Genomic DNA, 5054 nt, shown 5'->3' with positions numbered 1-5054 from the left:
TTCTTGTCGCCCTGGAACTTGTTGACGTCCTCGCTCTTCTTGGGAAGCCGGTCGTTGGCGATGAGCACGGCCATCCACGGAAGCGGGATCGAGATGATCAGCAGGGTCACGGCCAGCCACGGGATCGTGTAGAAGACGGCCGCCAGGATCATCAGGGGCACCCGCATTCCCATCATGATCTTGTAGCGGTGCTTGCGGGCCGCCAGTTCCTGCTCGTAGGACATCGGTGCATCCGTGATGAGCACCGGATCCACCGCACGCTGAGGGTCGCTCACCGTCACTCCCTCGCTGGCGCCCGGAGGCGCAGTTCTCGACGGTGTGTCCGCCGTCGCCTCATGGTGCCACCCGGTGGTTGGGCCCGCCTGTCGGCCCCGGGGCGTGTTCAGGGCATTCGGGTGGCCTCGGCGGACGGTTCGCCGAGATGAGCGTGCAGGTCCGCAGCGGTCCGCGGACGCACGGCGTCGGTGGCGCCGGTCCGGTCGAGCAGGCGGTGCACCGCCGGCGCCCACGCCGGGCCGAGACGGGCGGAGCGCAGCAGGCCGGCGTCACCGAGGACGACGTCGGCCGGTCCGGCGTGCACCGCTCCCCCGGCGACGACCGCTACCTCGTCGGCCCAGCGGTAGACGAGGTCGACGTCGTGGGTCGAGAGCACCGGCGTGGTGCCGGCGGCGTGCAGGTCGGCCAGGGTGGCGAGCAGCTCCTCCACCCCTGCCGGGTCGAGGCCGGCCGTCGGCTCGTCGAGGACGAGCAGCCGGGGCCGCATCGCGACCGCGCCCGCGATGGCTGTCCGCTTCTTCTGTCCGAACGACAGCAGGTGGGTGGGCCGGTCGGCCAGGTCGGCGATGCACAGCGCGGCCAGCGACTCGTCCACGCGGCGGGCGACCTCGTCGGTGGGAAGGCCCAGGTTCACCGGCCCGAACGAGACGTCCTGCGCGACGCTCGCGGCGAACAGCTGGTCGTCCGGGTCCTGCAGCACGAGCTGCACCTGCTCGCGCAGCGCCGTCAGCCCGCGACGGGTGCGGCGCACGGGCTCGCCGTCGAGCAGCACCTGCCCGGCCCCGGGCTCGAGCGCGCCGACGAGCAGCCTGAAGAGCGTGGTCTTGCCGCCGCCGTTGGGCCCGAGCACGGCGACGCGGCGCCCGGCGTGCAGCGCGAGGTCGGCCCCGGTGAGCACCGGACGGTCGGCCTCGTAGGCGAAGCACAGCCCCGACGCGGCCAGCACGGGAGTCATGCCGGCATCAGCGTCGCCGCGACGACGGCCACCAGCAGCACGGTGGTGACGGCGAGGAACGGCCACGACACCGGCCGCGCCTCCACCTGGACCTTGAGTGAGCCGGTGTAGCCGCGCAGCGCCAGCCCCTGTTCGAGACGCCGCGCGCGGTCGAACGACCCGATGAACACCGCACCCGCCTGACCGGCGACGGACCGGTAGGTGGTGCGCCACGTGCGGAAGCCGAGCCGCCCGGCCTGGGCCTCGCGGACGGTGGTGACCGTGTCGAGCAGCAGGAACAGCAGCCGGTACATCAGCGCGGCGATCTCGGTGACGGCCGCGGGCACACCGAGGCGTTCGAGCCGCGGGAGGGTGTCGGCGAGCGGGGTGGTGGCCGCGAACAGCACCAGGCAGAGCAGCGCCGCGAGCGCCCGTCCGGCCAGCATGGTGGCCGGGACGAGGCCGGCGGGCTCCCAGCGCAGGACCGTGGCCCCCCCGACGGCCACGAGCAGCGGCAGCGACCCGACCACGATGAACACCAGCGGCGCCCGCACCGCCCGCCACACCTGCGCCGGGGCGAGCGCGACCGGCCCGAGGAGCACGCCGAGCGCCACCGCACCCACCAGCACCGAGCCCGGCCACGGGGGCAGCGCCACCGCGCAGGCCAGCAGGCCCAGCGCGAGCAGCGCCTTCTCCGCGGGGTGACGACGGCGCCACGGGTTGGTGTAGGCCAGCGCGTCGAGGGCGTGCATCAGTCCCGACCCGGATCGACGCCGGAGGCCTCGCGGGCGAGCCTGCGGCGCGCGCGGGCCGCGCCGAAGTAGTAGCCGAGGAACCCGGCCCCGATCGCGGCCTGCAGCGCGAACAGACCGGACGCGGTCTCCGCCGCGGGCTCGAAGAACGGCGTGAACCACGGCTCGAAGCCGGGGTTCTGCGCCTCGATCTGCTCGGCCGCCACCCCGTCGGCACCGCCGAACTCCGTCTCGCTGCCCATCAGCAGCGGCGCGGCGGCGAGCACCAGCACGGCGAGGACGAGCAGCCAGTTGACCATCGTCGAGCGGGACATCTCAGGCCTCCCGGGCTGCGGCGGGGGCGGGGGCGGGGGCGAGACGGCGCAGCACGCCGAGGCGGGTCAGCTCGGCCGGGCTCACCCGCACCAGCAGGCGGACGATCAGCACGGTGAGCAGGCCCTCGCTGACGGCGAGCGGGATCTGCGTGATCGCGAAGATCGACCCGAACTTGACCACCGCCCCGAACACCCCCGACTCCGCGTCGGGGTAGGCGAGCGCGAGCTGCACCGACGTCGTGCAGTACGTCGAGAGGTCGGCGAGCGTGGCCGCGAGGAACACCGCGGGCGTCAGGCCACCGCCGAGCCTGCCCACCAGCCGGTAGACGCCGTACGCCACCCACGGCCCCACGATCGCCATCGAGAACGCGTTGGCGCCCAGCGTCGTGATGCCGCCGTGCGCCAGCAGCAGCGCCTGGAACGTCAGCACGATCGTGCCGAGCAACGCCATCACCGGGGGTTTGAACAGCACGGCGCCCAGCCCGGTACCGGTCGGATGCGAGCTCGACCCGGTGACCGACGGGATCTTCAGCGCCGAGAGCACGAAGCTGAACGCGCCGGCCGCGCCGAGCAGCAGCTTCGTCTCCGGCTCGTCACGGACCTGCCGGACGACGGCGCGCGCCCCATGCACCAGGAACGGCGCCGCGGCCACCGTCCAGGCGACGGCGTGCAGCGGCGGCAGATACCCCTCGGCGATGTGCATGGCGGCTCCCGGTTCCGTGGGACGGCCGTCCTCGGCGTCCGGTTCGGGACCCTATGCGCCGATTCATCCCGACTGCAAGACTGAACAGTCACTCATATTTTGACGTCTGTGTGACACGCCCGAAGGGCGCGGACGAGTGACGGTCAGACTTCGATGTGGTCGGAGGCGGCGCCGTGCGCGTGCAGGACGACCGCGCCGACGACGCCCTCGGACACCACGTTCAGCAGCCGCTCGGTGAGGCCGCCGGTGACGCGGTAGCGCACCAGCCTGCCCTCGCGGTGGGCCGCGACCATGCCGTGGGCGCGCAGCAGCCGCAGGGCGTGCGAGACCGCGCTGTCACTCATCCCGACGGCGAACGCCAGGTCGGACACGCACAGGTCGCCGGCGTGGTGCAACGCCAGCAGGATGCTCAGCCGGTGCACGTCGCCGAGGGCGTCGAGCACCGTGGCGGCGTGCTGCACCTGGACGCCGTCGGAGAGGACGGCGGTGGCGTCGCAAACCTGGTCGGGGTCGATGACGCGCACGTCGCGTCGCAGCTCGGAAACCTGGTGCACGTTCCCGATGCTAGCCGCTCGCCGGCCGCGGCCCCGGCTCTCAGCTTTTCGCCGCGCCCGCCTTGGCCGCGGACTTCGCCGCCTGCTTGTACTCACGCACCTTGCCCAACGTGGCCCCGTCGACGACGTCGGCCACCGACTTGAACACGCCGTCCTCGCCGTACCCGCCCGCGGCCTCGCGCCAGCCCGACGGCGTGATCCCGCGCTGCTTGCCCAGCAGCGCGGTGAAGATCTGAGCCTTCTGCTTGCCGAACCCGGGCAGCCCTAGGAGCCGCGCGAAGAGCTCCGTGCCGTCGGTGACGTCGCGCCAGATGAGGGTGACGTCGCCGTCGAAGGAGTCGACGATCGCCTGGCACAGCGTCTGCACGCGGCCGCCCATCGACTTCGGGTAGCGGTGCAGCGCGCGGGGCGTCGCGAAGATCGCGATGAACGCCTCGGGGTCGTAGTCGGCGATCTCGCGGGCGTCGAGGCTGTCGCGGCCCAGCCGCCGGGCCAGCTCCGCGGGCGACCAGAAGGCGTGCTCCATCGGAATCTGCTGGTCGAGCAGCATCCCGATCAGCAGGGCGAGGGGGTCGCGGTCGAGCAGCGCGTCGGATTCGGCGTCCTGGCTGAGGCTGAGAGGCACGCCGAGCAGCGTACTTCCCGAAAGGCGCATCCAGGTCGGGCCGGATCGGCAGGACCTTGGTACCGCTTCGGGTCCGGCGCGGGCTCTCCGTCCCGTCGGGGCACGTCGACGACCGCATCCAGGACCGCGGCGCGATCTGTCCGCTGACCGACCGCGACGAGAGCGATCCGGTGCGGGCGGACCCGGCCGACGGCACGGTGATCGGCCACCGGGGATCGCGCGGGTGATCACGGGGTGACCGGGAGCGGGTCCGTCCATCGGCTCCGGCCGGGACGCCCCGACGAGAGCATTCTCGTCCGGCGCTTCCCTCCCGGCGCCCCGACGGTGTCGCGCGCTCCACGACCGGCACGCGACGGTCGTACACGGGTTCGCGCTGCGCCGCCTGCGCGAGCACCACGACGCCTGGCTCATGGACCCCACCGCCTCGACGATGGTGGTGCTGGGGTCGCTCGCACAGGACGGCACGACGTTCCGTGGCACGTTCACGGTGCCCGCCGACCCCCGACCGGCGAGTTCGGCACCGTCGGCATCTCCGCCGAGAAGTGGGACGCAGACCGGCCCACTCGCGGGGTCAGCCCGCTTCGCGGGTCGCCGACCTGAACACACCGGCCGTCGGAGAGACTTCGGGCGTGCTGCCCCACCTCTCCCCCGCCACCGCCGACGCGCTCCGCACCGCCCTGTCGAGGGCCCGCTACACCACCGACGGCGTGCGCGACCTGCTCGGCCACGGCGCCCACGCCGCACTCGGCCGGGGCGAGGTCGAGCCCGCGTTCCGCGCGAGCGCCGACGGCGGCGAGCTGGGCGTGCTCGTCCGGTTGCTGCTGCTCGGCGCCGTCGAGCCGGACGCCGCCGTCGCCGCGGCGCTGGCCCCGCTCGCGCCCGCCGACGCGGTGGCC

General features: G+C 73.5%; 7 protein-coding genes and 1 pseudogene. 1 reads left to right on the top strand and 7 read right to left on the bottom strand.

All coding sequences use genetic code 11. The annotated features are described in order from the left end of the window. The 7 genes from JWR81_RS30040 to JWR81_RS30010 form a co-directional block, all read right to left on the bottom strand. On the bottom strand, positions 1–275 hold a 275-nt coding region (locus JWR81_RS30040), incomplete at its 3' end, for a DUF3099 domain-containing protein (protein ID WP_297660568.1). Between the two features lie 107 nt (positions 276–382). Further along, positions 383–1231, bottom strand: a complete 849-nt coding sequence (locus tag JWR81_RS30035) for an energy-coupling factor ABC transporter ATP-binding protein (protein WP_297660565.1) — start codon at positions 1229–1231, stop codon at positions 383–385. Beyond that, positions 1228–1962 carry a cobalt ECF transporter T component CbiQ gene (cbiQ, locus tag JWR81_RS30030; RefSeq protein ID WP_297660562.1) on the bottom strand — a complete coding sequence of 245 codons (735 nt, stop codon included), beginning with the start codon at positions 1960–1962 and terminating at the stop codon, positions 1228–1230. The genes JWR81_RS30035 and cbiQ overlap by 4 nt, the downstream gene beginning before the upstream one ends. Next, entirely contained in the window at positions 1962–2276 is a 315-nt protein-coding gene (locus JWR81_RS30025) for an energy-coupling factor ABC transporter substrate-binding protein (RefSeq protein WP_297660559.1), read from the bottom strand. The genes cbiQ and JWR81_RS30025 overlap by 1 nt, the downstream gene beginning before the upstream one ends. A 1-nt stretch (position 2277) precedes the next feature. Continuing rightward, a complete protein-coding gene (locus JWR81_RS30020) occupies positions 2278–2979 on the bottom strand; it encodes an energy-coupling factor ABC transporter permease (protein WP_297660556.1) in 702 nt (233 codons plus the stop codon). 143 nt (positions 2980–3122) lie between these two features. Beyond that, entirely contained in the window at positions 3123–3533 is a 411-nt protein-coding gene (locus JWR81_RS30015; RefSeq protein WP_297660545.1) for a helix-turn-helix transcriptional regulator, read from the bottom strand. Between the two features lie 40 nt (positions 3534–3573). Further along, complete coding sequence (locus tag JWR81_RS30010; protein ID WP_297660542.1) at positions 3574–4188, bottom strand: HhH-GPD-type base excision DNA repair protein; 615 nt, start codon at positions 4186–4188, stop codon at positions 3574–3576. Between the two features lie 599 nt (positions 4189–4787). Here JWR81_RS30010 and JWR81_RS30005 point away from each other — a divergent pair. After that, positions 4788–5054, top strand: a pseudogene (locus JWR81_RS30005) (SAM-dependent methyltransferase); the annotation flags it as partial.

This window comes from Pseudonocardia sp. (assembly GCF_025965585.1).
In the GTDB taxonomy this organism is placed as follows: domain Bacteria; phylum Actinomycetota; class Actinomycetes; order Mycobacteriales; family Pseudonocardiaceae; genus Pseudonocardia.
Note: the sequence above shows the minus strand (reverse complement) of the source record. Positions and strands in the feature narration are given on the sequence as shown.

Coding starts and splice junctions, on each gene's coding strand:
- JWR81_RS30035 (WP_297660565.1), bottom strand. CDS start 1,231: ATGACTCCCGTGCTGGCCGCGTCGGGGCTGTGCTTCGCCTACGAGGCC.
- cbiQ (WP_297660562.1), bottom strand. CDS start 1,962: ATGCACGCCCTCGACGCGCTGGCCTACACCAACCCGTGGCGCCGTCGT.
- JWR81_RS30025 (WP_297660559.1), bottom strand. CDS start 2,276: ATGTCCCGCTCGACGATGGTCAACTGGCTGCTCGTCCTCGCCGTGCTG.
- JWR81_RS30020 (WP_297660556.1), bottom strand. CDS start 2,979: ATGCACATCGCCGAGGGGTATCTGCCGCCGCTGCACGCCGTCGCCTGG.
- JWR81_RS30010 (WP_297660542.1), bottom strand. CDS start 4,188: ATGCGCCTTTCGGGAAGTACGCTGCTCGGCGTGCCTCTCAGCCTCAGC.